Source organism: uncultured Thiodictyon sp. (genome assembly GCA_903837595.1).
GTDB lineage: Bacteria > Pseudomonadota > Gammaproteobacteria > Chromatiales > Chromatiaceae > Thiodictyon.
The window spans coordinates 1-26613 of sequence record CAILVI010000567.1 but is presented as its reverse complement, the minus strand read 5'-3'; the positions used below and the strand labels follow the sequence as shown (position 1 = coordinate 26613).

Sequence of the window (26613 nt, the reverse complement as noted above, 5' to 3'; positions counted from 1 at the left end):
CCGTTGCCGAACAGGCCGGTGATCGTCGCGCCGTTGGCGGTGCCGGAGATATCGAAGGTGCCGTAATCCCACACGCCGCTGGAACTGGCGATACTGCCGACACCGGCCAATGCCAGGGTGCCATTGCTGATGGTGGTGGGTCCGCTATAGGTATTGTTCGCCGTCAGGGTGGTGGTGCCGGTCCCCGACTGCGTGACGGCCCCGGTTCCGGAAATGGCGTTGGGCACGGTCAGCGCATTGCTGCGATTGAAGACCAGCAGGCTGTTGTTGACCACGCCGCCGGTCCCCAGAGTGCCGGTGGTGCCGCCCGCTCCGATTTGCAGCCCGCCATTGATGAGCGTTTGTCCGGCGTAGGTATTGAGCCCGGACAGTACCTGATAACCGCCATTGAAGATCAAGCCGCCCGCGCCGTCGATCGTTCCGGCAAAGGTGCCGTTGGCCCCGCTGAAGGTGAGCGACTGCGCGCCTAGGGCCACCGCACCGGTGCCAGACAGGTTGGCGATCGTCGCGCCGCTGGTGGTGCCGGAAATATCGAAGATGCCGTTATCCGTCACCCCGCTGGAACTGGCGATACTACCGGTGCCGGTCAGTGCCAGGGTGCCGCCATTGATGAGCGTTTGTCCGGTATAGGTATTGACCCCGGCCAGTGCCTGAGAACCGCCATTCAGGGCCAAATTGCCCGCGCCTTCGATCACTCCGTAAAAGGTGTCTGTGGCCTCGCTGAAGGTCAGTGACTGCGCGCCGAGGGCGACCATACCGGAGCCGGACAGACTGGTGATCGTAGCGCCGTTGGTGGTGCCGGAAATATTGAAGGTGCCGCTATCCTTCACGTCCACGCCGCTGGAACTGGCGATGCTGCCGGCACCGGTCAATGCCAGCGTGCCGCTCTCGATGGTGGTCGCCCCGCTATAACTTGCGATACCTGAGATCGTCAGCGTTCCCGTTCCAAACTTATCCAAGGGACGGCTCGGATAATTGCCGTTCGTTAGCAGCAGCGCTGCGTCTGGCCTGGAATCGTTATCGGCGCGGCCAAACTCCAGCCTCGTGGCTGCCTTAAAATTGCTCGTGACGTCGTAAAGTAGATAGATGCCGCGGCCAAAAGTTCCCACTGCCAATACATCGACGGTAGGGTTGTAGTTCAGGGCGCTGACGAGCGAATTCGGCAGGCCTGTTCCGAAATACCGCCAGTCGCTCAGTACACCCAGGCTGTTGCTGTCGGCAACCACCAGCGGCCCCACCGGTGCCTCCGGCAGATTGGCCTTGGTATTGACACCGCCGACCAGCAAGGCGTTGACGCCGTTATAGGAGATGAACTCGAGCGCGGCGGTGTTTGTGAAGGTTGAGAGAGCCGTTGGCCAAGTATCGCTCAATTTCGTGAAATCCTTTTGGTTCAGGGTTCCATACAGGCTCGTATAATCCGTCGCATAGAAGCGGTCCGCCGAGCGCGGGTCAAAGACGATCGCGGTAGGGGCATACCCCGGATAATCCAGTTTTTTTATCTGCGCGGCGTCGTTCGTCGTGTTGAGCCAGAGTCCCTGATTGGTGCCCACAAGGATCGGCGTGCTGTTATTGCTAATGCCGTAGCTGATAGACGAAACCGCCTCCGAACCGACGGACCCGCGGTCCGTGAGGGATAGCGTAATACTCGTTTTGCTAACGTCGAGTGTATCCTTGGTGACATAGACGTGGTTGTTACTGAGGGCGTCTATTGCGCCAATCGCGATGAGCTGTTTATCTTGATAATTGAGAACGAATGGGCTAGAAAACGCATAGGTAAGCTTCGCTTTCGGATCCGTGCTGAGCTCCAGTATGACTGCACTGTTGCCGACAGCATTACCCTGAGCGTCGATGATGGTCCGCCAGAGACTTCCCATCTCTTGGGACGAGCTATAGATCGCGCTTTGTTTGACCAGCGTGCGGTCGTTGACGGCGGCATTTACGCCATCGCCACCTTGAATGGCATTGTAACTCAAGCTGTTCGGCTGCGATTGCAGCGCCACGCCGGTATCCTGATTGGCGGTCACCACCCGGTGACTGTTAGCATCGTAGCCAACCTTATAGGAGGCAAACAGCGATAAATCGCCACTCAGTGACGTCCAGGCACCATCGGTGCTTTGTGGGTTTGCTCTCACATAGATGCCACCGTCACCCGACATGATCAGATTGCCATTGGCATCGAAAGCCATTGCCCGCGAGTCTGCGTGAACCGCAGACCCATTGCTCGTATAGACGCCAATCAGGCTTTGGTAGCTGGTAGCGGTGATTCTATATACGGGAGTCGGGTAGAAAAGAGCATTAATGGTGAGGACCCCCGAAACATAAACTATCGTCTTGTCTTTTGGGTCAATCGCAATTGCGGTATTGATTAGGCCTTGAGTGTTCGGCACGCCATTAGCTGCGTCGATTGGTGTGAGCATTTGAGCTGGATCAAAGCCGCTCGGTTTCAACTGGGTCCACGTCAGGCTGGCGGGGACGCTACTGTCTAATAGATAAATGGCCTGTGCCTGTTGGTTATCCACACTCACGACTAAGGCCGCGACCGACCCCCCAGGTCCGGCGGCGAGTTTGACTATAGCGCCCTTTTTCAGAGTAAGCTGATTGAGGTTGGTGTCCGTCCAATTTGAACCGCCATCAATTGTCTTATACACAGAGTAGGTGGTATCATTAGAGATGGCCACATAATAAGTGCTGGGGCTGTTGCGATCCGCAACGAGGTCGGTCACCTGCCCTGCAGGGGGAGGGTTTGCTCCCGCGATTGGGTCAAATTTGGCACCACCATCGATACTCCGGTAAAGACCATAGCCCGAGCCGGTTGGCTGAGTACCGTGCAGAACATTTGAATCGAGGGTGCCGGCCAATATGGTTTGACCGCTAACCGCGACCGCCGATATGTTCATGAGCGACTTACCGTCGCCCAAGGTTGCGCTCTTCCAGGTTACACCGCCGTCAATGCTGTAGAGCAGCCCCCCGTTGGCCTGGCCGCCCCTACCAGCCACGCCGGAAGCAACAGACCCATTAGAAGTAAGACCGGTGCCAGCCACCAGGATATCGGAATTGGACGGGTCGATCGCCAGGCTGGAAATCGACAGGGAGGCTTGGTTATCGGAAAGCGCGGTCCAGGAACGCCCGCCGTCATTGGTTTTCCAGATACCCCCATTCGGGGCGCCGATGTACATGGTTTTGCCATCGGCAGCGACGGCTATGGGTCCGACAGCGCCCGCCACACTCCCTTGGTTGGATGGTAAGTCGGCGCTTTGTACGGTGACATTGGGGCCAGTACTGGGCGCCGGTCCTTGTGCGACAAACGTCTGTGCGTACCCAAGGTGCGGTACAGTCAACAAAGGAAATAACAGCAGCGCTGAAAACTTGCGTTCGGTCAGAGGCACGTGAACTCTCCCAGTGATGATGATAATGAACCCGGCAACGGTGCCAAACCCGCAGGGCCAAACAGCCCCAACCGGTGTCCGGCACCCCTATCTATCCCGCTATACCTGGCCCTGGACGACGCCAAGCGGCGGCGTGCCAGGTAACCTGCCGGCAAAAGATGGCCGCCGACGGGCCTTGATTGCTCCAAGCCTCCGCACCTTGCACTCATGGCATAGCTGCAGAAACAGCGAAAGTATTCAGCGTGTGTTGCAGCATGGCGAAATATCGCCGTCTTGTCAATCACTGTTTGGATGAATTCAGCAGTTTCAGCCTAATGGTGTTAAGCGATCGTTAACATACGGGTTTGCAATGCTATTGCGATGATCAACCCACCCCATCAGGAGTTTAGTCGTGATGGTCCTCAGGCCAAGAGCAATGCAACCGACCGAGTCGTAAACCTGGCTCATTTGTCGGAAATGAAAATAGTGATAAATCGGTAAAGTCGAATCTGTTTTACGATGGGTTTGGTGCCTAGGCATGGAGCATGCCGACCGATTTAGTCGGTACGGAGGGGCGAGTAGACGCTGGGTCGGCGCCCGAGGTCGGGGCACAATAGCGGAACCAGGGCTGCGGGGAATGTGACGTCCATCGACTAACGGTCATGGTGCTGGCGCCACCTCCGAAGATGAAGGTTGCGATCGACATGGCCGTTCCCTCGTCCCCGTCCTATGCCACAGGGAGATGGTTGGGATTGGCGCGTGCGTCCGGCGCGACGCTAGCGGTAAGGGCTCGACCTGGTATCTTGGCGGCAGCAACGATGCCCAAGGCCGCTGGGCGGCACTGCGCGCTCGCGGTTGCCGCAGTGGCCTCCAGGATCAAGACCCGCCGGTCATCGCAGCGCACCGCCGTCTAAGGTGGTATCGTTCGGCGCCGGCCTCCGGCCTGCCCGCGGGGCGAACCGCGGCGCCGGCGCCTTGGGCCCACTCCTGTTCCGCTAGTGCACCTTCAACTGCCTATGACCCAACAATTCGAGCCTTACCCGGCGTACCGCCCGCAGCGCGTCGGCCTGCCGGGGTTGCTCCTGCTCACCTTGCTCACCCTGTCGGCCGTCGGGCTGGCGTTCGGGCCATCCGCCCCCCTGTCGGCAGCGCCGGCGGCCCCGGCGGTGCCCCCTCCCGGCGCCACCCTGCCGGGTACCCCCACCGCGGCCGAGATCGCCTCGCGTATCAAGGAGACTGAGTCCGCCAAAGGCTTGGACGAGCCCGCACGAGCCGCCTTGCTCGAGGCCTACCGGGCCGCCGCGTCCTATCTGGAGTCGGCCCAGACGTTCACGGCCAAGGCCGGCGAGTACGCCCGCGCGCTGGAGGAGGCCCCCAACCAGGCGGCCGACTTGCGCGAGCAACTCGGCGTCGGCGGGGCCGCTGCAAAGGCGGCCGCCCCCGCCCTCAGTCCCGCTCAGCTCGCCGCCCTCGACGGCGATGAGCTCAGCGCGCGGCTCATCAAGACCCGCACGGAGTTGACCGCGGCCGAGGCCCGGACCGCGGAGCTCGACAAGACGATTGACGGCACCAGCGCGCGCACCAGCGAGGCGCGCGGGCGGATCGCGGACCTGCGCCAGGCCATCGATCAGCTGGATGCGGCAGCGCGGTTGGTGGCGACCCCCACCGAAGCAACCGCGACGACTCAGGCCAATGCCTGGGTGCGCTCGACCCACCGCCTGGCGCTGACGGCTGAATCGCGCGCGCTGGAGCAGGAACTGGCGAGCCAGGGGGTGCGCGACGAGCTCTATCGCGTCCAACGCGAGCAGCTCGCCCTAGGGCTGCGGCAACTCAAGGAGCGTCAGACCCAGCTCCAGGCGTTGGAGGACCAGCGCCGCAAGAGCGAGGCTGAACAGGCGCGGCGCGAGAGCGAGGCGGCGCAACGGGCGGCAGTGAACAAACACGCGCTGGTGCAACAGGCCGCTAAGGACAACGCCGAACTCACCGCGACCTTGGGGGAACTGGCCGGGCAACTCGATCAGTTCAACGCACTGTTGGCCCAGACGGAACGCGAACGCAAGCGTATCGCGGGTGATTTTCGGGGCGCCCGCGAGCGGATCGAGGTGGCGGGCGTCAATCAGGCCCTGGGCCTGGTCCTGGATGACCGGCGCCGGGAACTGCCGGATCTCCGCAAATTGCGTCGGGAGATCGCCGCACGCAACGACAAGATCGCCGATGCAAGCCTGCGCCAGATCCACTATCGCGAGGAGCAGCGCAAGCTGCGCGACCTGGACGCCGCCCTGAGCGAACTGACCGCCCGCGACCCGGCGGCACAAGGCGACGAGGTCCGCGATGAGCTCCGGGACCTCCTGGAGCAGCGCCGCTCCCTGATCGATAAGGCCTTGCTCGGGATCGACGCCTATATCCGCAAACAGGTTGAGCTCAACGACGCGGCCGAGGGATTGATCCAGACGGCGACCGACTATGACGACTTTCTCGCCCAGCATTTGCTGTGGGTGCGCACCGCCGGGCCCCTGTCACCTGGCGCGCTGTCGACCTTGCCCGAGGCGCTCGCCTGGGTCCTCTCCAAGGCCGGCTGGAGCGAGGTCGTCCAGGTGCTGCGTTACGAGTTGCTGCGCTCACCGGTGTCTTGGGTCGGTCTGCTGGTGGTGATCGTGTTGTCTTGGAAGCAGGCGGCCATCAAACGGGCGATTCTGGCGACCGCCGAGCCCCTGCGCCGGGTGCGTACCGACCGCTTCTCCTACACGCTCGAGGCGATTGGACTGACCGCGCTCGCGGCCCTGCCGCTGTCGCTCGCCTGCCTGGTGGTGGGCCGTGAACTGGCCGTCTCCATCGAGGCCACGGACTTTACCCGCACGCTTGGGACGGCCCTGACCAAGGTCTCTCTGGGACTGTATTTCCTGCGTGCCTTCCGCACGACCTGCATCCCCGGGGGGGTCGCCGACCGCCACTTCCGTTGGGAGGGCCAGGTCCTGGTCCAGATCAGAACGAACCTGCGCTGGTACACGCCCTATGTCGTCCTCACCGCCCTGGTCGCCTACAGTGCCTATCGCGGTCAGGAGGCGGGCCATATCGAGGTCCTTGGGCGGCTCGCCTCGATTGCCGCCATGTTCGGCACGGCGGCCTTCCTGGGCCTCCTGCTGCACCCGCGTACCGGAGTCTTGGCGACCATGCTGGCGGACCAGCCACGGGGCTGGGCCAATCGTCTGCGCAATCTTTGGTATCCCACCATTGTCGGCGTCCCATTGGCGTTGGCGGTACTGGCCATGCTCGGCTATATCTACACGGCGGGCACCCTCTTTGCGTCGCTGGTGGAGGCGGCCTGGTTGGCCCTGGGGCTGGTGTTGGTGCAGCAAGTGATCGTGCGCTGGCTGGTCTATGCGCGCCGCCGACTGGCCTTGCAGGCGGCCTTGGAGCGCCAGGCCGCGCGGCGCGCCCAGGCCAACGCTGCCGACGACGAGGTGGACCCGGCGCCGCCCGTGGATGAGCCGGAGGCCGACCTGGCCAATCTGGATGAGCGTACGCGCAAGTTGCTGCACGCGAGCATCTTCATGCTGGCGATCCTGGGGCTCTGGCTGATCTGGTCACCGATGCTCCCGGCCCTGACCATCTTCAAGAAACTGACCCTGTGGCACTACAGCACCCTAGTGGACGGTACCGCGGCGTTGGCGCCGGTCACCGCGGCCGATGTCGGCCTGGTGCTGATCATCCTGTCGGTCGGCGTGGTGGCGGCCAAGAACCTGCCGGCCCTGATCGAGATCCTGTTGTTGCAGAACAGTTCGGTCAATGCCGGGACACGCTACGCCGTGCGCACCCTGGCGGGGTATGCGATCACCGCGTTCGTCCTGCTGCTGGCCTTCGGCGCGCTGGGGCTGCGCTGGTCTCAGGTCCAGTGGCTGGTGGCGGCGCTCAGCGTCGGCATCGGGTTTGGCCTGCAGGAGATCGTGGCCAACTTCATCAGCGGGTTGATCATCCTGTTCGAGCGTCCGGTACGGGTCGGAGACGTGGTCACCATCGGCACGACCACCGGTACCGTGACCAAGATCGAGATTCGCGCCACCACCATCCGTAACTGGGACCGCCAGGAACTGATCGTTCCCAACAAGGAGTTCATCACCGGGCGTCTGCTCAACTGGACCCTGACCGATCAGCTCAATCGGATCGTCATCACCGTGGGGATCGAATACGGGTCGGACGCCCGCCTGGCCCTGACCCTGCTGACCGAGGCCGCCGCCGCCCACCCGCGCGTCCTCGCTGAGCCGCCGCCGCTGGCTACTCTGGACGCCTTCGGCGATAACGCCCTGACTCTGGTGTTGCGCTGCTACCTGGAGACGATGGACGCCCGCCAAGGCGTGTTGACCGACATGCATCTGGCGATCGAGCAGTCCTTCAGGGAACACGGGATCGGCATCGCCTTCCCCCAGCGCGATATCAACATCAGCGCCCGGGAACCCATCGATGTCCGCCTGCACCGCGTGGGCCGCGCCGACAGCGACCCGGATGCCCCCGACCCGGCACCCGACCGGCCGTGATCCTGGGGGCGTGTGGACGAACGGCAGGGTTACAGTCATCGATCGGCCTTGATGATCGTTGCTGCCACCAAGGGACAGGCGGTCGAGATTTACCCGGGACCCGGTGGGAGCGGCTTCAGCCGCGACGCGACCTCTCAAGCGGCCGTGGCCTTGTCGCGGCTGAAGCCGCTCCCACGGGTGGACTTGCGTCGTCCGGTCTTGATGGGAGCTGACCCTGTCAAGGGTCAACAAGCAGCAAAAAAAATGCGGCGGCCTACTGGCCGCCGCATTTTTTAGGCCAAGTCGTCGAAATCGGGATCGTCCAACACCTCACGGAGGTTCTTGAGCTCCCGCATTCGCTCGATGCGACGACGAATCGCCAGATTGGGGGCGGAGCCCCGGGGGTCATCCGCGCTCATGGGAGGGGGAGTCGCCTCGATCGTCTCCTCGCCAAAGCCGCCTTCAGGATCCAACATTTCCGTTACCTCGGAACACGCGCACAACACAATTTTGGCTATCTAACAAAAATAAGATTGCGTGGCAAGTAAAGATTTACAATAGTGGTGATCGTTTTTCTCCAACTGGCCCCGCCGACCGACCTCGCGACAGCCGATTCGACCCGGTCTGATACCATAAGGGTCCATCCCCAACGGCCCCCCGGCTAGATTGCGTTATGCCCGAAGCGCCCAACCAACCGAAGAACGGCGTACCGCACGAGACGGTGGCGGCGGTCGACTTAGGCTCCAACAGCTTCCACATGATCGTCGCCCGCATCGACAACGGTCATATGCAGATCATCGACCGGCTGAAGGAGTCGGTGCGCCTGGGCGAGGGTCTGACCGCTGACCGGCTGCTGGCACCCGCGGTGACCGAGCGTGCGCTCGCCTGCCTGGAGCGCTTCGGCCAGCGGTTGCGTGAATTTCCCTTGGGCAGCGTGCGGGCGGTCGGCACCAACACCCTGCGTCAGGTACGCCCTGAGAGCGGATTCATCGAACGCGCCGAGATGGCCCTGGGTCACCCGATCGAAATCATCGCCGGGCGCGAGGAGGCGCGGCTGATCTATCTCGGGGTGGCGCACGGCCTGGCCACTGGGTCAGAGCGCCGTCTGGTCGTTGATATCGGGGGTGGCAGCACCGAGGTGATCGTCGGTCAGGATTTTTCCGCCCAGCTGCGCGAGAGCCTGCATATGGGCTGCGTCAACATGAGCTTGCGCTACTTTCCCGACGGGCGCGTAGCGGCCAAGTCGATGGAGAAGGCGCAGTTGGCCAGCGCCATCGAGTTGCGCCCCGTCCGCGAAACCTTCCGCCAGGCGCTCTGGCAGACGGCGGTCGGCAGTTCAGGCACCATCAAGGCGATCGCCGCGGTCGTGGAGGCGGAGGGCTGGAGCGAAAACGGCATCTCCGCCGTGGCCCTCAAGCGTCTGCGCGACGCCCTGGTCGCCGCCGGGCGTCTCTCCGGCCTGGACCTGAAGGGGCTCCCGGAAGAGCGCAAGCCGGTTCTCCCCGGTGGCGTCGCGGTCCTGCGGGCAGTCTTTCAAACCCTGGACATCAAGCACATGCAGGTTTCGGACTACGCCCTGCGTGAGGGACTGGTCTACGAGATGATGGGACGTCAGGGCCACGCGGACGTGCGCGAGCGCACCGTATTGACCTTGTCGCGCCAATTCCAACTCGACCAGGCCCATGGACGCCGCGTCCAGGCCACCGCGCTGGGCCTCTACCGCCAGGTGGCGGCCCCCTGGTGTCTGGCCGACCCCACCTATCCACGGCTGCTCGCCTGGGCCGCCCGCCTGCACGAGATCGGCCTCATGGTCGCCCACAGCCAATACCAGAAGCATGGTGCCTACCTGCTGCGCAATGCCGACCTCGCCGGTTTCACCCGCCAGGAGCAGGCGATGCTGGCGGCCCTGGTGCTCGGGCACCGGCGCAAGTTCCCTAGCCCGGAGTTCGCCGCCCTGCCGCCGGGTATCCGCGACTGCGCCCGGCGTCTGTGTGTCATCCTGCGCCTGGCCGTGCTGCTGCTGCGCGGGCGTTCCCCCAGCAGTCGACCCAGGCCGGCACTGCGGGTGGACGGCGACGCACTGTCACTGGTCTTCCCCGACCAATGGCTGAATCAGCACCCGCTGAATCTGCTGGAGTTGGAGCAGGAGGCTGACTTGCTGAAGGCGGCCGGGATCAGTCTGGGGTTCCAGTAGTCAGCACGGGTTCGCGCCGCCAGACGCCGGCGCGATGCACCAGGACCTCGCCACGCTCGTCGTGCCATTGCGCGAGTACGCTGCGCCGGGCGGGCTGTCCGTGGTGGGTCAGTTCATGGTCCGCCGGGCGGTGGGTGTGGCCGTGGATCAGGTGGGTGGCCGTGAAGCGGCGCAGATAGTCGGCCACGGCGGCGGGATGCGCGTCCATGATCACCGCGGTCTTGTCGCTCATGGCCGCGCCGCTGCGGCGCCGGTAGTCCTCCGCGATGGCCCGGCGGGCCTTCAGTGACTTCCATAGGAACAGACGCTTCACCAATGGGTTGCGCACCCGGCGGCGGAAACGCAGATAGTCCAGGTCGTCGGTGCAGAGGAGATCCCCGTGCATCAAAAGGGTGCGGATACCATTGAAGCTGGCGACCGTGGGGTCGCGCCCCAGGGTGGCGCCGGTGTCGCGGCAGAAGGCGCGCCCGAGCAGAAAGTCGCGGTTGCCGGGCAGCAGGGTGCAGGCCGTCCCGGCGGCGGTGAGGTCGCGTAGCCCGGCGCGGACCGCCAGGTAGCATGGGCTGTCGTCGTCGTCGCCGATCCAGGCGTCGAACAGGTCGCCCAGAATATAGAGTCGGTCCGCGTGGCGCGCCCGGCCACCCAGGAACGCAAGGAACAGCCGCCACGTCGCCGGGCGCTCCGGTGACAGGTGCAGGTCGGCGATGAACAGGGTCTCCCCGGGCGCGGGTCGTCGGGTCTCGATCATGCCGCGCCCCGGCCTAGCCGCCGACCACCTCGGCGCGCTCGATCACGACGTCCGCCTCGGGCACGTCCTGGTGACCGTGGTGGCCGCCGGTCTTCACCGCCTCAATGGTGCGCACCGTGTCCATCCCATCGACCACCCGGCCAAAGACGCAGTAGCCCCAGCCATCCTGGCCGGGATGGTCCAGGAAGGCGTTGTCGGCGACGTTGATGAAAAACTGCGCGTTGGCCGAGTGCGGGTCCATGGTGCGGGCCATGGCGAGCGTGCCGGTCAGGTTCTTGAGCCCGTTGCCGGCCTCGTTCTGGATCGGGGCGCGGGTGGCCTTGGGGAGGAAGTGCGTGGTCACGCCGCCCCCTTGGATCATGAAGCCCTTGATCACGCGGTGGAACAGGGTCCCGTCGTAGTGTCCGTCGCGCACATACTGTTCAAAGTTGGCGCAGGTCAACGGGGCCCGCTCGGCGTCCAGTTCGATCAGGATTGGGCCGTAGTTGGTGGTGAGTTTGATCATGGATTCTCCAATGGCGTCCCAAGACAGAAGCTGCGGCGCTCGGCCGGGTGGGTCGGGGCGCCATGTTACGGGCTTTGGCGAGGGTCGAAAAGTGCCCGGTTAGGGCGTGTGGCGCGGCGCCGGGTGGAATCTCGCGGTTACGGCTGATCCGGCTTTGTTAACATGGCGGCATGACACCAGTTCTGCCCTCGGACCAGTCGGACGCCGCCATCGTCGGGTCCGCGCTCAGGACCGACCAGCCCAGCCGGAATGCCCGCGATGCTTGAGATCTATAACAGCCTGACCCGCGAAAAGGCGCCTTTCACCCCGCTCGTCCCCGGCGAGGTCGGCATCTACGTGTGCGGCATGACGGTCTACGACCTCTGCCACCTGGGCCACGCCCGGGTCATGGTGGTCTTCGACGTGGCCTATCGCTATCTGCGCCACCTCGGGTTCGCGGTGACCTATGTGCGCAACATCACGGACATCGACGACAAGATCCTGCGCCGGGCGCAGGAGCGGGGCGAACCATTCACCGAGTTGACCGAGCGCTTCATCACCGCCATGCATGAGGACTCTGCGGCGCTGGGCTGTCTGCCGCCCACGGCCGAGCCCCGCGCGACCGCCCATATCCCCGAGATTCTGGGAATGATCGGTACCCTGATCGCCAAGGGCCTGGCCTACACCGCGGACAACGGGGACGTCTACTACGCGGTTAGCGCCTTCCCCGGTTACGGCAAGCTCTCCGGCAAGGACCCGGCGGCGCTGCGGGCCGGGGCGCGGGTGGAGGTGGACGAGGCCAAGCGCGACCCGCTCGACTTCGCCCTCTGGAAGGCGGCCAAGCCCGGCGAGCCCGCTTGGGACTCGCCCTGGGGGGCGGGACGCCCCGGCTGGCACATCGAATGCTCCGCCATGTCCACCTGCTGCCTGGGCAACCATTTCGACCTGCACGGCGGCGGGGCGGACCTGCAGTTTCCGCACCACGAGAATGAGATCGCCCAATCCGAGGGTGCCACCGGCGAGCCCTTCGTCAACGTCTGGATGCACAACGGCTTCGTGCGGGTGAACGAGGAAAAGATGTCCAAGTCACTGGGCAACTTCTTCACCGTGCGTGAGATCCTGGAGCGCTACCGGCCCGAGGAGGTGCGTTATTTCATCCTCACCAGCCACTACCGCAGCCCGCTCAATTACGACGACGAGCACCTCAATAACGCCCGCGCGGCACTGACCCGACTCTATACTGCACTGCGCGGTCTGCCGCTGGCCGTGCCCGCGGTGGGCGGGGAGGCCTTCCGGGCGCGCTTCACCGCCGCCATGGACGACGACTTCAACACCCCGGTGGCGCTTGCCGTGCTGTTCGATCTGGTGCGCGAGATCAATCGTGTGCGACCTCAGGACGAGGCCGCGGCCGCCGGACTGGGGGCGGAACTGCGCGCGCTGGGCGAGGTGCTGGGCATCGTGCAGGGGGATGCAGAAGCCTACTTGCAGGGCAGGGGCGTGACGCAGCGGATCGAAATGACTGCGATTGAGTCGATTACCACCACTGCTCCGTCGGGTTTTACCGGTACGCTTGAGTTGGCCGGCGAGGCGATTGAGCGCCGCATGGCCGAGCGTCTCGCCGCCCGCAAGGCCAAACAGTGGGGCGAGGCGGATCGCATCCGCGATGAACTCGCCGCCGCCGGCATCGTGCTGGAAGATGGGGCGGGTGGGACCACCTGGCGCCGGGGTTGAGCCGTCATGAACCACCGCTATGAAACAGACGTGATCGCCTGGGCCGAGGAGCAGGTGGCTTTCCTGCGTGCCGGTAACTTGGCTGAACTCGACATCGAACACATCGCCGAGGAGATCGAGGACGTGGGTAAGGGCGAACGGCGTGAACTGGCCAGCCGTCTGGCGGTCCTGCTGGCGCACCTGCTCAAGTGGCAGTTCCAGCCCAACCGACGCGGCAACAGCTGGCGGCGCACGATCAAGGAGCAGCGCCGGGCCATTGCGGCCCACCTCATCGAGACCCCCAGTCTGCGAACGTCGCTGCGTAACGACAATTGGTTCGCCGGGGTCTGGGCCGATGCGCTCACCCGGGCCATCGACGAGACCGGGTTGGACCTGTTCCCGCAGGATTGTCCCTGGACGCCCGAGCAGGCCCTGTCACCGGACTTCTATCCGGACTGACGCCCCCGGTTGTCGGCCACTGGAGCCACGCCCATGCAGAACCCCCACCAATCCGCGACACCGCCGAGCGCCGCGGCAGACTCCAAGGCCAGCTCCAACTACCCGCGTCATCGCGTTGCGACGCACGCCAAACGGCACCGCCTGCCGTGGGGGGCGAAGGCCAAGCTGCCGCGCCTGCACCGCCCCCCGCCGGGGACCCCGGCCGGGATCGAGTATCACGAACTGGTTCAGACCCCGGGGGCGGGGACGGCGCTGGTCGTCTGCACGGACTACTCCCCCGATCGCTGGGAGGTGCAGCCGGTGGCGGACATGGCCGCCTTTATCGCCACCCATCGCCCGGATTGGTCGCAGGTGCGCTGGATCCAGGTCCAGGGGCTCGGGGACGCCGCGACCATCCGCGCCCTGGCGGAGAAATACCAGTTGCACCCGCTGGCCATCGAGGACGTACTCGACGGTCAGCATCGACCCAAGGCGGACGACTATCCGGGCTCCGGGGAGCAGCCCGGGCGGCTCTTCGTGGTGGCGCGGCGCGTGGTCCAGAGCGTGGACGACATCCATGCCGAGCAGGTCAACTTCTTTCTCGGGCGCCGAACGCTCTTGAGCTTCCAGTCCAGCGCCTGCCCGGCCATCGAGGCGGTCCGGCGCCGGATCGAAAATCCGCACTCGCGCTTGCGCCAGAATGACGCGAGCTTTCTGCTCTACGCCATCCTGGACACCATCGTCGATGGACTCTACCCGCTGCTGGAGGCGGCCTCCGTGCACCTGGAGGAGGCGGAGGAGGCAACCATCGACCAGACCGAACCGCAGACCCTGCACTCGATCCACCGGATCAAGCGCGGACTGATCCTGCTGCGCCGGGTCGCCTGGCCGATGCGCGAACTCATCGGCGATCTCCAGCGGGAACGGCACGAGTGTCTTTCGGAGGTCACTCAGACCTATTTCCGCGACGTCTATGACCACTGTGTCCAGGTCATCGACCTGATCGAGACCTACCGGGAGATCGCCTCCGACGTGGCGGACATGCACATGTCCATGCTCTCCAATCGCACCAACGAGATCATGAAGGTGCTGACCATCATCGGGACCATCTTTATCCCACTGACCTTCATCGTCGGGGTCTACGGCATGAACATGTACATCCCCGAAAACCAATGGCACTACACGTACGCCGTATTCTGGATTGTCTGCCTCTGCATCGCCGGCTATATGCTATGGCGCTTCCGCCGCGGCGGGTGGTTCTAGCATTGGAACCTGACCACGGCCCCGCCACTGCCGCGCCGCCACCGCCAGCCCCCAAGCGGCTGGAGCGCGCCTGGTTGACGGCGGCCTTGGCGCTCGCCGCGCTTCTCGGCAATGCATTCGGTCTGCCGCTCGCCTTCGGCGTCGACTTCCTGTTCGGCTCCATCGCCGTGATGCTCGCCCTGGCCTGGCTGGGTACCCGGGCGGGTCTGGTGGTGGCCCTGGTCGGGGGTGCCGACACCTGGTTGTTGTGGGGGCACCCATACTCCCTGTTCATCTTCCTGGCCGAGGCCGCCGCGGTGGGTTGGCAACGGGAGCGCGCGTGCCGCCGCGGCCTCGCCCCACCGCCGCTCGCGGTCTCCGCGGCCCTTTACTGGCTCCTGCTCGGCGTCCCGCTCGCGGTTCTGGCCCACCGGGTGGTGCTGGGGATGGACTGGACACCGACCCTGCTGATTGCCCTCAAGCAGGCGCAGAACGGTATCCTCAACGCCGCGCTCGCCGATCTGGTCCTGGTGGTCGGTGCGCTGGTCAACCGGCGCAAGTCTGCGTTGCCGCTCGCCCAGCCGCTGTTCGGGGTCCTGCTGGCGGCGATGTTGTTGCCCACGTTGCTGGTGAACGCCTGGGAGAATTGGGACCTGAAGGCGCGCCTGGAGACGGCCCAGGCGGAGCGCCTGCGACTCTTCGGCGAGCTCGGGGTCCGTCAGTTGCTGGCACAGTTGTCGGACCCCGGTGCCGACCCCGCCGCCCTAGCGGCGCAACTGCAGGTCATGCGTGCCGCTCTGGCGGAGAATTTGCCCGCGCCAGCCGACCCGCAACTGCGCCTGGAGCGGGGTCCGGCCCGGGTGGCGGCAGCCCGGGTTGCCGCGTCGCTGTATTGGGACCCGGGCGCTTCGCCCCCCCCGGGCCAGGTCATCGCCACCGCCGTCCCCGGACTCTCTCTAATCTCGCCGAGCGGTCGTTATTCCTCGCGTGTTGCCTGGTGGCATCAGGTACGCTACCGCCTGGAGGTCCCGGATCGGACCGTCCCCAATGCCGCGGGCGCCCTGTCCCTGGACTGGCGTCTGGTCATCGAGTGGAGCGCCGCTCCCGTGATCGATCAAATTCAGGGGGCGGCGGCTCGGCTCCTGGTGTTGCTGCTGGCCGTTACCCTACTGGGGTTGCTGGTTGCGGGCCGCTTGAGTCAACGCATCATGCAGCCCCTGCGCCAGCTCGTGCAGGGCGCTCGCGCCCTGCCGAGCGCGATCCGCGAGGATCGCGCCTTGCCCGCCCCGCGCCCCGGTCTGCTGATGGAGACCGGCGAATTGGCGGATGCGGCGACCGTGATGGCGGAGTCCCTGGCCGCGAGTTTCCGGGCCTTGCACGAGGAGCGCGACCGGCGCGCCGCCGTGAACCTTGAACTTTACCGGCAGGAGGGGCGTTACCGTCTGGTGGCAGAGAACATCGAGGACCTGATCATCCGGGTCGACGCGCAGGGTCGTTTCAAGTATGTGAGCCCCTCCTATTGCCGGACCTTCGGTCGCACCGAGTCCGAGTTGATCGGCACGGCCGAGTTGCCTGCGATCCACCCCGATGATGAGGCGGCGACCACGGCGGCGGTCGCCTCGCTGTTGCAGCCGCCGCACACCTTTACCATTGAGCAGCGCAACCGCACGGTGCGGGGCTGGCGCTGGTTCCAGTGGTCGGATCAGGCCGTGCTGGACAGCCAGGGCCGGGTCATCGGCATCGTCGCCGTGGGCCGGGATGTCACTGACCGCAAGGTTGCTGAGCAGGAACTGCGCGAGAGCGAGCAGCGCGAGCGCGCGGCGCGCCTCACCCTGGAGCGCACCCAGGAGTCGCTGCTCAAGGCCCAGGCGATCGCGCGGCTGGGGTCCTGGGAGTTCGATTTGCGCACTGAGCACCTGTCCTGGTCACCGGAGACGTTCCGCATCTTTGGACAGGACCCGGAACGCTTTGAGCCCTCTTACGCGGGCATGCTCGCCGCCATCCATCCGGAAGATCAGGTCCTGCTCGACCGGGTCTATCGGGAGTCCGTCGCCAACCACGCGCCCTACGAACTGGTGCATCGCCTGTTGCTGCCGGACGGCTGCATCAAGTGGGTACACGAACGCGGTGAGACCGACTATGCAGCCGACGGCACGCCGCTGACGTCACGCGGGACCACGCAGGACATCACCGAGCGCACGGTGGCTGAACTGGCCCTGGCCGAGGAGCGCCGGCGCCTGGCGAATGTCATCACGGCCACGCGGGTAGCGACCTGGGAATGGGATCTGCCCACCGGCACCGGCACGATCAACGACCGCTGGGCGCAGATTATCGGCTATCGCCTGGACGAGTTCGCCCCGCTCAACGTACAGACCTGGATGGATCTGACCCACCCCGATGACCTGAAGCAGGCAATCAGCCTGGCGAAACGGCACGTCACGGGTGAACTGGAGGGCTATGAGTGCGAGCTGCGGATGCGCCACAAGGACGGGCACTGGGTCTGGGTCCTGTCGCAGGGCCGGGTGGTGGATTGGGATGCGACGGGCGCACCCAGGTTAATGTCCGGCATCAGCCAGGACATCACCGAACGCCGCCTGGCGCAGGAACGGCTAAAGGAGAGCGAGGAGGCCCTGATCGATTACAACGCCCAGCTCGAGAAGTTGGTGGACGTCATCAGCCTGCCGCTGCCGCCCGCCGAACAGGTTAGCCGCCTGCTGTGGCTGGGTTGCCACAGCCTGGGGGGGCACGCGGTGGTCCTGGCGATGACGGACGAGGCGCATGGCCACCACGTGCTGTTCGCGGCCCGCGACGACGCCCTTGGTGTGTCCCCACCCGAACTCGACCGCTCCCTCCTCCACGAAGCCTTGGCCCATCTGGGTAGCCCCCGGGTCGTGGAGCCGGAGCAGTTGCCCGGTGCGGTGATCGCCGCGGGCTTTCACTCCGGTATCACCATGGCCTTTGAGTGTCGGTGTCCGGACGACCAGATCGACACCTTGGTCCTGTCACTGTGGGGGTTGGAACCGTCACTGAATCTGAGTGGGCCCGGGCAGCAGATCATCCGTCTCATCGCCCAGCGGATCGCCGCGGTGCGTTATCAGGAGCAGGTCCAGCACGACCTGGTGGCCGCCAAAGGGCGCGAGACCATCGGCCACCTGGCGAGCGGAATATCCCATGATTTCAATAATCTGCTTGGCGTCATCGACGCTAATATCTATTATATCGAGGGGCGGGTCAGGGCCCTGGCCCCGACCGACCCGCAGCTGCGCCAGGTCTTCGATGAGACCCAAAGCGCCTTAGGTCAGGCCAAGGTCATCACCTCCGGGATGCTCTCCCTGAGCCGCGCCGGCGGCGTGCCCTTGGAGTTGGTGGACCTGGGGCCGGCGGTCGCCGAACTGGGACGCATCCTGCATCAGGTGTTCCCCGCCGCAATCGAGCTGCGGATCGCTGTCGCACCTGGACTCACGGTCTGGAGCAACCGTGCCTTTCTCCAATCGGCACTGCTCAACCTGGCGCTCAATGCCCGCGACGCCATGCCCGAGGGCGGTCGTCTGTCCATTGAGGCGCAGCTCATCGACGCGGATGCGCCGGTCGCGCTCGCGGTGGGGCGGCTGCCGTCGATGGACTGTATCGCCCTGCGGGTCACCGACAACGGCAGCGGCATTGCACCGGACCTGCTCACCCGGATCTTCGACCCGCTGTTCTCCACCAAGGCGAAGCGACGGGGGCATGGTCTCGGGCTCTTCATGGTGCAGGAATTCGTGACGCGCTCCGGTGCTGGGCTCACGGTGGAGTCGCAGCTCGGGCGCGGTACCTGCTTCAGCCTGCTGCTGTCTCGCGCTGCCCCCGCCACCCCCACCGGCGGGCTGAGCGAGCTCGCGGCGCCGGGATTGCTCGCGGACGTGTCCAGCGCGCACGGCGCCGCCGCGCTCACGGGGTTGCGGGTGCTGGTGGTCGACGACGATCCGCGGGTGCGGGAGGCGGTCGGCCGGCTACTGACCTTGGATGGCGCTCGCCTGGGTCAGGCCGAGCATGGGCAGGCGTGTCTCGAACTCCTGGAGCGCGACGGTGCATTCGATCTGGTGCTCTCCGACATCGCCATGCCGGTGCTCGATGGCGTCCAACTCGTGCAGCGCCTGGCGCAGCAGCGCCCCGGGCTGCCGGTCATCCTGATGACGGGTCAGAAGGACGCCTTGGACGCGCTGGAGGAGCTCCCTGAGTGGCCAACGGTCCTGCGCAAGCCGCTAGACCCAGCGGTCCTGCGCGCCGCGATCCTGGCCAAGCTCGGCGCGCGCTCTAGACCAGAGTCGGCTGCTCAGCAATAGGGCGGACCCCAGCCGGGCGGGGCATTCGCCCCGCCCGAAACGTTTTCGGCGATCACCGTAGGCAAGGTTGCGGCGTCCTAAACGTTCGGGCCGGGGTCACAGACCCCGGCCCGCGCCGTCCAAGCGGCAACGCTGATCAAGGCCGGCGTCAGAGACGTCCAAACGCGCAATGCGAGCTGCTGCCGATCCCCCGGCGCAACGCTTGGCGGAACATGCCGATCTCGATGAGCTTGGGGATCAGCTCCTGCGCCTCGTGATTCAGGTGTCGCTCGACCAACGCGCAGACCTGGTGGGTCTCGGTCAGGAATTCATCATTGAAGTTGAATTCGCAGTGCTTCAGCCAGCGATCGTAATAAGCGCTGAAGGTCTGGCGCAAGGGCTTCTCCCCGCTGATGAATCCCCAGGCCAGGGACTGTACCTGCGGGTCATCATGCATCAGCAGGCGGGGATACAGGCCGTGATCCGCTTCGGTCAAATGGCTATTCAACCGCTCGCTCAGGTCGCACAACAACTCATACGCGGTCTTGGCATTGCCGCAGCGATGCAGTGGTTCGATGGCGAGCAACGTGCGCAAGTCTTCGATCATCCGGCGCACCTCCTGGTGGGTGCCAAGATAGTCATCCAAAGCCGACATGGGGCATCCTCCTCGTTGTTATTAAAGCAGCGTCACCGCCAGGCGCGGGGCGGCGGCAAGTTGGAGTGACTGATTGTGCCGTGCGCTGTGCCATCAGGTCTGCGCCTGATTCAACCATGCGGAATTAAGCTCAATGCTATACGCCCGCCCTGCGCTTGGTCTGTGCGGTATCACACATAGCCCACGGATGGGCTCGGTGGTGATGACCACGTGCGCTGCATCAATAAAATGCGCTGGCCAGGGTCTATACTGGCCCCACATGAATGATCATTGGAACCACGTCCGTCGCTGGTCCCGGGGTAGGCATCGGTGGCCTTTCCCGACCTTTCCCGACCTTTCCCGACCTTTCCTGGCCTTTCCCGACCTTTCCTGGCCGTTCCTGGCCCTGGAGCCCCCATGGTGACCCTCAGCGACACCCCCGATCGCTCACTGGTCGACTTGCTCGCCGTGCTGCGCCGCGAGCCCATTGATCCGTCCGATCCCCACGCTGTACTCCACGACCTGCAAGTCCACCAGATCGAATTGGAGCTGCAGAATCGGGAACTGCGCGCGGCGCAGCAGGCACTGGAGGAGTCTCGCGACCGCTACGCTGATCTCTACGACTTCGCCCCGGTGGCCTATGCCACGCTCAATCGCCAGGGGCAGATCACCCAGATGAACCTGACCGCCGCCCGGTTACTGGGGGTGCAGCGGGGGCAGGCGTCGGAGCTGTTACTGACCGTGCGGCTGCCCCCGGGTGATGGGCTCGCCCTGCTCGCCAGCCTCGCCCGGGTGCTGACCACGCAGCGGGGGCAGACCATTGAGGTCACCCTGGGCCGCCCGCCGCTGCAACGCCGCGATCTGCGCCTGGTGATTCAATGCGAAAATCCGCATCCGCGCGGAGCGCCCCCGACGGCCTGCCGCGTGATCCTCTTGGACATCACCGAGGTCAAGCGGGCGCAGGCCTGCGTCCTGGACCAGCAGCATTTTCTCCAGTGCGTCATCGATGGGATCGTGGACCCGATCGTGGTCACCGGTGTGGACCACCGGGTCTTGCTGATGAACACGGCCGCGCGCGAAAGCGTCGGCATGCCCAAGGCGGCGGCGGACGGCGGTGGCGAGGGACCCGATGATCGGTGCCCGGCCCGCGAGGTGCTGGCCAGTGGTGCGGCGGTGAAGGTGATCCAGCGTCGCGAGGGGGCGGCCGGGCAGACCCGGTGGGTCGAGCGGATCGGCGCGCCGTTGCACGGTCCCGCAGGAGCGCTCCTGGGGGTGACCGTGTCCGCCCGCGACATTACTGAGCATGTGGAACTGAGCGAACAGCTGCGGGCGCGCGAGCAGCAACTCGAGCACCTGGTGACACACGATTGCCTCACTGGACTACCCAACCGGGCGCTCTTCACCGACCGCCTGGGCCAGGCCATGCGTCAGGCCCGGCGCGATCAGCGTCAGATGGCCGTGCTCTTCCTCGATCTGGATCGGTTCAAGTCGATCAACGACCGCCTGGGGCACCCCATCGGCGACCAGGTCCTGAAGCGGGCGGCGCAGCGTATGCGCGCACTGGTGCGTGAGAGCGACACCGTCGCCCGGCTGGGCGGCGATGAGTTCGCCATCGTCCTGGGGGTGGTGGCCCACGGCGACGACGCCGGGGTGGTCGCCGACAAGCTGATCGCGGCCTTCCGACTGCCCTTTGCCGTGGATGGCCAATCGCTCACGGCCACCCTCAGCATCGGCATCGGCATCTATCCGCAGGACGGCGACGACGCGGACATCCTGGAGCGCAACGCCGATGCGGCGATGTACCGGGCCAAGGGCCAGGGCCGCGACACCGTCTGCTTTTATACCGAGGACGTGGCCAGTGGCATCCCGACCTAAGGCGATTTCCGGCAAACCTGGTAGTAACCACCATCGGATAGGATGTCGGTGCGACTTCAGTCGCACCTACGCTTGGCGGTCAGTTAATTGGTGGCAATTAACGACGTAACCCCGCGTGGCGAGGGTGGTCGGCGGCCCCGCCGGCAAATCAAACCGCGATCCGGTCGGGGAGCAGTCGGTCAGACTCTTTCTTGACCACGTGATAGCACTCGCACACGCGCGCCTCCAGGCCCGGTCGATTCAACACGGTGATGTGGCCCCGGCTGTACTGAATCAGACCGGCCTGCTGCAGCTTGCCGGCGGCCTCGGTGACGCCTTCACGGCGCACCCCCAGCATGTTGGCGATCAGCTCCTGGGTCATGCGCAATTCGTTCGAGTGTATCCGGTCGAGGCTGAGCAGCAGCCAGCGGCATAATTGCTGGTCCAATGAGTGGTGCCGATTGCAGACCGCGGTCTGCCCCATCTGGGTGAGCAGGCTTGCGGTGTAACGCAGCAGCAGATGCTGTAAGGACTCAGAGCGGGCCAGCTCCTGCTTCAGCAACCGCCCCTTGAGTTGATAGGCGTGGCCCTCACTCTGCACCACCGCGCGATTGGGCATGGTCTCGCCGCCCAGGAACAGCTCGATGCCCACGAGTCCCTCGTTACCGATCACGGCGATCTCGGCAGACGACCCATCCTCCATGACGTAGAGCAGTGACACGATCGAGTTGGTGGGAAAATAAACGTGTTCCAACCGATCCCCTGATTCGTGCAGTGCCCGGCCGAGCGGCAGTGGAACCGGTTCCAGGTGGGGAAACAGCCGCTCACCAACGGCACTGGGCAGGACGGCCAGCAGGTGGTTGTCACGTGGGTTCAGTGAGATAGTCTTCATGATGGCCTCAGGGCGACTGCACTTGACGCTCTGGCGCCGCGGCACATATGGTCTGCGAGGGGGTATGTCAAGGGGTCCCGCCCCCGCTCGGGATCGGGGTTAGCTCGCCCCCCCCCCCGGCCAACCGGGTGCGTCCGGTGGGTGCGCGGCAGACCCAGGAAGTTGCCCAACAGGTCGCGCAGCTCATCAAGATAGGCCGCGGTCAAGAGCGCGAGACCGGCATAAAAGCGGGTATCGCAGCACACCGCCACCCGCTGAGCGAACCGGCTGACCCAGCGTAGCGGGTGTTCATCCATAAAGCGCACGGCGTCTGCCAGGGGCGCGGACGCGGTCTTGGCCCCCACCAGATGGGCGAGAAAGCGCAGTTGATTGACCAAATGATCCTCCCGGTGACGACGCCAGTCCTCCTCCGGCAGCCCATGGGCCCGATACCAACCGGGCACCCCGAGCGTCGATGCGGGTGGGTTCAGGCTGTCCTCGTCTAACCAGACGGATTCGCAGGGCGAGCCGTGCGTGCCATGGGTGAGGTAGATGTTCGCGTAGTCGGCCTTGAGGCGGTTCAGTGTGTACGCCAGCAGGGCGGTCGGGGCCAGCGGGAGCCCCGACCGCACCATCGCCAGCGCGGCGAGCGCCGGTTCACCGCGCAATTGCAGCTCCAACACGTCATCGTAGCAGCGGCGCTGCAGGGTCGTGATCGACGACCAGTCGAGCTCGCAGCCATGGAGACGGGACAGGGCCAACAGGTCGTCGACCACCGGCTTGCGCAGACCGCAGACTGCCCCTTCCTGATGGTGGTTTGGGTCGGTCAAGGCATTCATTCTTCTCGTGTCCTCCTCGTCAGCGGCGTTGCCCCGATCGGCTCGACCTGCGGATGTGTAACGCCCGCTGCTCCGTCGGGCGAGCCTTCCGCATCGGACCAGGGCGCGCTTGTCGGCCTCCTTCGCCGACTCTGTAGTGCCATAAGCAAGAATCGCGCTCATCTCATAGTAACGGTGTTAATTTATGTTTTTCTTAGGCTTTTCGTTGATGGTCAGGGTAAGTCCCCACGTCTTGCGGGTGGCGAATCTGACACTCTGTCAGGGTCCGGTGCAAGCATGTCCATGGGCGCCCCCGCGCATGGCCCGACGGGTCCTCATGAATCCGCTGCCGGGCGAAAACAGTCTCGTTGGCTTGGACTGTTAACAGCGCCACGGTCCAGCTTCGGGAAGCGCGGATGCGCGGCCGACGGGACGTCTGGTTATGACAGAATGGCATGGCGTGGGGGGTCGTAACGGTGGCGATCTGCCCCAGCCAGCCTTCGGCAGCATGACGGGCCGGCTGGCATAGAGAGACTGACATCTTGTCAGTGTGATACCCTGCGCTCTGACCCAGCGCTGCGGAACCGCACCGATGCAGAACCACCTCCTGATCGTCGAAGACGATCCGGCCCTGAACCAGTTGATGATCAACCAACTCCAAGGGCTGGGCTACCGGGCGACGGGGGTGCCCTCCTGGCGGGCGGCGGACGACTATCTCGCCGACCATGAGCCGCCTTTGATCATCGCCGACGTCCAGCTCGCGGACGGCGACACCCTGGAGCGTCTGCCTGAGCTGGTGCACCACCAGCCGGTGGTGGTGCTGGCGGCCTTCGGCTCGGTGCGCAGCGCGGTGGCGGCCATGAAGGCGGGGGCCTACGAATATCTGCTGAAACCGGCGAGCTCCGAAGAACTCGCGCTGACGGTCAAGCGTGCCCTGGAGGATGCGGCCTTGCGCAGCGACCACCGATTCTATCGGCAGCGGCTCAAGGCCAAGGAGGGGGCGGGCAGTTTCATGATCGGCGTCAGTGACGCGCTGCGCCGGATCGAGGAGACCATCGGCGCGGTGGCCGGCACTGACATCAACGTCTTGATCCAGGGGGAAAGCGGGTCCGGCAAGGAGCTCGTGGCCCACGCCGTCCACGACCGCAGCGAGCCCGCGCGCCGCAATTTCGTCGCGGTGGATTGCTGCACCCTGCCGGCGGGGCTCTTTGAATCCGAGCTCTTCGGTCACGAGAAGGGCGCCTTCACCGGTGCCGACAGGCGCAAGAACGGTCTGATCGAGAGTGCTCAGGGTGGCACCCTGTTCCTGGATGAGATCGGCGAGCTCGACCTCTCCACCCAAGCCAAGCTGCTGCGCGTCCTGGAAACCGGCGTGTTCCGGCGCGTCGGTGGCACCAAGGACCTCCAGGCCCACACCCGCATCGTCGCCGCCACCAATCGCGACCTCTATGCGATGAGCGGCCAGGGGCAATTCCGCGCCGACCTCTTCTACCGTCTCAGCGCATTCATCATCGAAGTACCGCCCTTGCGTGAACGCCGCGACGACATCTCCGCGCTGGTCGCCCATTTCATGCAGCACCACAACTTTTCGCGCCGCATCGCCAAGGTCATCAACCGCGATGCCCTGCATCAGCTCACCGCCTACGACTGGCCCGGCAATGTGCGCGAACTCAAGAACGTCATCGAGCGTGCTATCATCCTCTCGCGCGAGACCAATACCATCCGGGCCGAGCACCTGGCCTTCGCGCCGGGCCATGGCCTGGGTCTTGTCAAGGTCTCCATCCACTTCGATCGGGCCCCCACCCTCGATGAGCTCCAGGCCGAATACCTGCGGCTGCAACTGGCCAAGCACTCCGGGCACCGCGGCAAGGTGGCGCAGGTGCTGGACGTGAGTGAACGCAACATCTACCGGCTGATCCGTCGTTACGGGTTACACCAGCAGTCCTGATACCGGCACCAACCAACCATGACAAACACCAACTACACCAATATCCTGGGGGCGCGTATCGCACTCGGGTTGTTCCTTACCGCGCTGCTGTTACTGAGCTGGCGGGTCTTGAGCCCATTCATCATCCCGGTCGCCTGGGCCGCCATCCTGGTCTATGTCACCTGGCCCATTTATCACCGGCTGCGCAGTCTATTGCGACGCCAGGTCGGCCTGAGCGCCCTGCTGATGACGCTCTTCCTCAGCCTGACCTTTGCGTTGCCCCTGCTGTCCATGGTCGGGATGCTGCAGCGAGAGGTGCCGGCCGCCTATAACCGGTCGGTCGAGGTCCTGCTGAGCGGGCCGGAGGCGGTGCCGCCCGCCATCGCCCATATCCCCTGGCTCGGCGACGAGATCCAGCGGGTGATTGCGCTCTCCGCCGAGGATCCGGAGACCCTGCGCAGGCAGGTGGTGCAGTGGGGCAAGCCCTGGGTGGATGGTTCACTCGATGTCCTGGGCGGCATTGGTTTCACCGCCTTCAAATTCATCTTCGCCCTGTTCACCGCCTTCTTCTTTTACCGCGACGGCGAGGAGTTGTTGGATCAGGTGCGCCGCCTGCTCTACGGGCTGATTGGCGCCCGTTCCGGGGCCTATCTGTTCGCCATCGGCAGTACCACCCGCGCCGTCCTCTATGGTCTGGTGTTGACAGCACTGGCCCAGGGTGTGCTGGCCGGACTCGGGTATTGGGCGGTGGGGGTGCAGGCCCCGGTGCTGCTCGGCGCCTTGACCGCCATCCTCGCCCTGGTCCCCTTCGGCACCCCGCTGGTGTGGGGCGTGGTGAGCATCTGGCTGTTGGCGAGCGGCCACACCTGGGCCGGCCTCGGTCTGGCCGCCTGGGGCATCCTGGTGGTGAGCCAGATCGACAACATCTTGCGCCCCATGCTCATCAGCAGCTCCACCCGCATCCCCTACCTGCTGGTGCTGTTCTCAGTGCTGGGCGGCATCTCCGCCTTCGGCCTGCTGGGGCTCTTCCTAGGTCCCATCGTCATCGCCGTCCTGCTCGCCGTGTGGCGCGAGTGGCTCGAAGAACAGATGCCCCGTAGTCAGCTCACCTATGCCGGGGAGCGGGTTGCGGCGGCGGATGGGGACGATCAAGGTGCGGTGGCCCGGCCGCAGGACTGAGACTAAGGGGCATGGCAAGCAGCGTTTGCGGGCGCTGTTTGCGTGCTTCCTATCCCATGGTAAGGAGAGATAAATGCCGGTCCAGCCTCTCGTGACACCGCTCCAGCGGTGTCACGCGTGTATTGGGCGCTGTGCGCCCCGAGGCGGTTGGCCGGCCTTAGAATCAAGGCCGGCAGTATGGACAGTGCGGCCTTGAACACCGTTTCGGCCACTGATCCATCTGCCGCAAAGCGCCGCGACTCTGGGGGCGCCGCACCCCAGTGCGGCCCAGTATCTCAATCCGCGCCCGGTCGATTGACCGGGCGATGCAGGCGATCAACGAGGCTGCGCGGCTACT

16 protein-coding genes are annotated in these 26613 nt (G+C 65.1%); 9 read left to right on the top strand and 7 right to left on the bottom strand.

Annotated elements, in window-relative coordinates:
* Positions 1–3386 (bottom strand): autotransporter-associated beta strand repeat-containing protein (locus QZY44_RS34960; RefSeq protein ID WP_295458904.1); only part of this gene is annotated, 3386 nt, incomplete at its 3' end.
* 995 nt (positions 3387–4381) lie between these two features.
* Between QZY44_RS34960 and QZY44_RS34955 the strand changes: the two genes are divergently transcribed.
* Positions 4382–7897 carry a mechanosensitive ion channel domain-containing protein gene (locus QZY44_RS34955; protein ID WP_295458902.1) on the top strand — a complete coding sequence of 1172 codons (3516 nt, stop codon included), beginning with the start codon at positions 4382–4384 and terminating at the stop codon, positions 7895–7897.
* Between the two features lie 272 nt (positions 7898–8169).
* Here the strand turns inward: QZY44_RS34955 and QZY44_RS34950 are convergent, their stop codons facing one another.
* Entirely contained in the window at positions 8170–8352 is a 183-nt protein-coding gene (locus tag QZY44_RS34950; protein ID WP_295384302.1) for a PA3496 family putative envelope integrity protein, read from the bottom strand.
* A 197-nt stretch (positions 8353–8549) separates the two neighbouring features.
* Between QZY44_RS34950 and ppx the strand changes: the two genes are divergently transcribed.
* Positions 8550–10070: an exopolyphosphatase gene (gene ppx / locus QZY44_RS34945; protein WP_295458900.1), complete on the top strand. Its 1521-nt coding sequence runs from the start codon at positions 8550–8552 to the stop codon at positions 10068–10070.
* Here ppx and QZY44_RS34940 read toward each other — a convergent pair.
* A complete protein-coding gene (locus QZY44_RS34940) occupies positions 10051–10818 on the bottom strand; it encodes a UDP-2,3-diacylglucosamine diphosphatase (protein ID WP_295458897.1) in 768 nt (255 codons plus the stop codon). The two genes, ppx and QZY44_RS34940, sit on opposite strands and share 20 nt — an antisense overlap.
* Positions 10819–10831: 13 nt before the next feature.
* The gene (locus QZY44_RS34935; protein ID WP_295458894.1) at positions 10832–11323 is read right to left on the bottom strand and encodes a peptidylprolyl isomerase; all 492 of its coding nucleotides are present in this window, start codon (positions 11321–11323) and stop codon (positions 10832–10834) included.
* A 258-nt stretch (positions 11324–11581) separates the two neighbouring features.
* Here QZY44_RS34935 and cysS point away from each other — a divergent pair, with 258 nt between their 5' ends.
* From cysS to QZY44_RS34915, 4 genes are read left to right on the top strand one after another with little or no spacing between them, the layout of a single operon-like run.
* A complete protein-coding gene (gene cysS, locus QZY44_RS34930) occupies positions 11582–13033 on the top strand; it encodes a cysteine--tRNA ligase (RefSeq protein WP_295458892.1) in 1452 nt (483 codons plus the stop codon).
* A 6-nt stretch (positions 13034–13039) separates the two neighbouring features.
* On the top strand, positions 13040–13471 hold the full coding sequence (locus tag QZY44_RS34925) for a DUF29 domain-containing protein (RefSeq protein ID WP_295458889.1): 432 nt from the start codon (positions 13040–13042) through the stop codon (positions 13469–13471).
* 33 nt (positions 13472–13504) lie between these two features.
* Positions 13505–14713 carry a magnesium/cobalt transporter CorA gene (corA, locus tag QZY44_RS34920; protein WP_295458887.1) on the top strand — a complete coding sequence of 403 codons (1209 nt, stop codon included), beginning with the start codon at positions 13505–13507 and terminating at the stop codon, positions 14711–14713.
* Between the two features lie 2 nt (positions 14714–14715).
* Entirely contained in the window at positions 14716–19014 is a 4299-nt protein-coding gene (locus QZY44_RS34915; RefSeq protein ID WP_295458886.1) for a PAS domain-containing protein, read from the top strand.
* A 148-nt stretch (positions 19015–19162) separates the two neighbouring features.
* On the opposite strand, the gene QZY44_RS34910 is transcribed toward QZY44_RS34915, so the two are convergent.
* On the bottom strand, positions 19163–19648 hold the full coding sequence (locus QZY44_RS34910; RefSeq protein ID WP_295458883.1) for a hemerythrin domain-containing protein: 486 nt from the start codon (positions 19646–19648) through the stop codon (positions 19163–19165).
* A 396-nt stretch (positions 19649–20044) separates the two neighbouring features.
* On the opposite strand from QZY44_RS34910, the gene QZY44_RS34905 reads away from it, so the two are divergent.
* Complete coding sequence (locus QZY44_RS34905; RefSeq protein WP_295458880.1) at positions 20045–21502, top strand: sensor domain-containing diguanylate cyclase; 1458 nt, start codon at positions 20045–20047, stop codon at positions 21500–21502.
* Between the two features lie 148 nt (positions 21503–21650).
* On the opposite strand, the gene QZY44_RS34900 is transcribed toward QZY44_RS34905, so the two are convergent.
* Both QZY44_RS34900 and QZY44_RS34895 read right to left on the bottom strand, forming a co-directional pair.
* On the bottom strand, positions 21651–22373 hold the full coding sequence (locus QZY44_RS34900; protein WP_295458876.1) for a Crp/Fnr family transcriptional regulator: 723 nt from the start codon (positions 22371–22373) through the stop codon (positions 21651–21653).
* The gene (locus tag QZY44_RS34895) at positions 22370–23191 is read right to left on the bottom strand and encodes a molecular chaperone TorD family protein (RefSeq protein WP_295458873.1); all 822 of its coding nucleotides are present in this window, start codon (positions 23189–23191) and stop codon (positions 22370–22372) included. Before QZY44_RS34895 ends, QZY44_RS34900 begins: the two co-directional genes overlap by 4 nt.
* Before the next feature lie 571 nt (positions 23192–23762).
* On the opposite strand from QZY44_RS34895, the gene QZY44_RS34890 reads away from it, so the two are divergent.
* Both QZY44_RS34890 and QZY44_RS34885 read left to right on the top strand, forming a co-directional pair.
* The gene (locus QZY44_RS34890; RefSeq protein ID WP_295458870.1) at positions 23763–25118 is read left to right on the top strand and encodes a sigma-54 dependent transcriptional regulator; all 1356 of its coding nucleotides are present in this window, start codon (positions 23763–23765) and stop codon (positions 25116–25118) included.
* 18 nt (positions 25119–25136) lie between these two features.
* On the top strand, positions 25137–26276 hold the full coding sequence (locus tag QZY44_RS34885) for an AI-2E family transporter (protein WP_295458867.1): 1140 nt from the start codon (positions 25137–25139) through the stop codon (positions 26274–26276).
* The last annotated feature ends 337 nt before the right edge of the window (positions 26277–26613 follow it).

Coding starts and splice junctions, on each gene's coding strand:
- QZY44_RS34905 (WP_295458880.1), top strand. CDS start 20,045: ATGGTGACCCTCAGCGACACCCCCGATCGCTCACTGGTCGACTTGCTC.
- cysS (WP_295458892.1), top strand. CDS start 11,582: ATGCTTGAGATCTATAACAGCCTGACCCGCGAAAAGGCGCCTTTCACC.
- corA (WP_295458887.1), top strand. CDS start 13,505: ATGCAGAACCCCCACCAATCCGCGACACCGCCGAGCGCCGCGGCAGAC.
- ppx (WP_295458900.1), top strand. CDS start 8,550: ATGCCCGAAGCGCCCAACCAACCGAAGAACGGCGTACCGCACGAGACG.
- QZY44_RS34885 (WP_295458867.1), top strand. CDS start 25,137: ATGACAAACACCAACTACACCAATATCCTGGGGGCGCGTATCGCACTC.
- QZY44_RS34955 (WP_295458902.1), top strand. CDS start 4,382: ATGACCCAACAATTCGAGCCTTACCCGGCGTACCGCCCGCAGCGCGTC.
- QZY44_RS34950 (WP_295384302.1), bottom strand. CDS start 8,352: ATGTTGGATCCTGAAGGCGGCTTTGGCGAGGAGACGATCGAGGCGACT.
- QZY44_RS34890 (WP_295458870.1), top strand. CDS start 23,763: ATGCAGAACCACCTCCTGATCGTCGAAGACGATCCGGCCCTGAACCAG.
- QZY44_RS34925 (WP_295458889.1), top strand. CDS start 13,040: ATGAACCACCGCTATGAAACAGACGTGATCGCCTGGGCCGAGGAGCAG.
- QZY44_RS34900 (WP_295458876.1), bottom strand. CDS start 22,373: ATGAAGACTATCTCACTGAACCCACGTGACAACCACCTGCTGGCCGTC.
- QZY44_RS34935 (WP_295458894.1), bottom strand. CDS start 11,323: ATGATCAAACTCACCACCAACTACGGCCCAATCCTGATCGAACTGGAC.
- QZY44_RS34940 (WP_295458897.1), bottom strand. CDS start 10,818: ATGATCGAGACCCGACGACCCGCGCCCGGGGAGACCCTGTTCATCGCC.
- QZY44_RS34895 (WP_295458873.1), bottom strand. CDS start 23,191: ATGAATGCCTTGACCGACCCAAACCACCATCAGGAAGGGGCAGTCTGC.
- QZY44_RS34910 (WP_295458883.1), bottom strand. CDS start 19,648: ATGTCGGCTTTGGATGACTATCTTGGCACCCACCAGGAGGTGCGCCGG.